Annotated in this window: 1 protein-coding gene; it reads right to left on the bottom strand. The window is 54.2% G+C overall.

What is annotated here, in order from left to right; genetic code table 11:
- On the bottom strand, positions 1 to 893 hold an 893-nt coding region (gene mobV / locus DWZ47_RS30270), incomplete at its 3' end, for a MobV family relaxase (protein ID WP_117515692.1).
- Positions 894 to 928: the final 35 nt, after the last annotated feature.

Genomic DNA, 928 nt, shown 5'->3' with positions numbered 1-928 from the left:
GCTTCGATGGTTTCCTCGTGGTCGGCTACCTCCCTATGCAGGGCGGTGTTCTCCCTTTCCAGTGTCTTGACCTTGTTACTGCCGAAAAGAGAACCGACGCTCTCGGCGATGTTGGCGGCTGCGGTGGTTGCCGCCCCTTTCAGCTTCTCGGTCTGTATCTCTTTTTTCGCTTGCCTTAATTCCTCCCGTGCCGTTTCTTTCTGCTGTTGCAAATCCACCACTTCCGCTTTGAGGTTGTCGGCGAGTTTCTGTATATCCCGATAATACTGCTGCGTGGACTTGTGGCGAGCCTTCGAGCCGTCTATGCCCCTTTGCAGCCCATATTTCGCCATCGCTTCGGCATAGGTATCTTGGTAGGACTTCAATTTCAGCCGTGTCATAATATCGTCTGCGCACAGCCTCACGGTGTCGGTCGGTTTCTTGCGGTATCGCTTCTTCGTCTGTTCCTCCCTTTTCCTGCGCTTTCGCTCTCCCTTGACGATGGGAACGAGCGTAACGTGTATGTGCGGCGTTTCCTCGTCCCTGTGCAGGTGAGCCGCCACGATGTTCTCCTTTCCAAACGTGTCGGCGAAGTATTTCAGATTGTCGGCGCACCACTCGTCCAAACGCCCCTCTTCCTCTATCCGCTTCATGTCCTCGTGCGTTCCCGACACGTTGATGCGGATTGCCCGTACTTGGTTGCTTCCGATTTTGCGTGTCAGCCCCGCTTCTTCTAATCTCTGCTGTATAGCCGCCGAACGGTCTTTCACCCCGTCGGGGTAGTCGATGAGCCTGCGGTTTAGGTGCGTGCGTGTGGGGTCGGCGTTCTTCGGTATGATGAAACGCTCGATATGTGCGGTCGTTCCGCTGTCGCTGCCGTGCGCCTTTTCCATGTGTAAAACTACGAAACCCATATATTCTTCCTTTCTTTTTTGGCTTGTGAAACAAT

Origin of the sequence: Bacteroides sp. AF32-8BH, from assembly GCF_003435205.1 — a bacterium.
GTDB classification, from domain to species: Bacteria; Bacteroidota; Bacteroidia; order Bacteroidales; family Bacteroidaceae; genus Bacteroides; species Bacteroides ovatus.
Note: the sequence above shows the minus strand (reverse complement) of the source record. Positions and strands in the feature narration are given on the sequence as shown.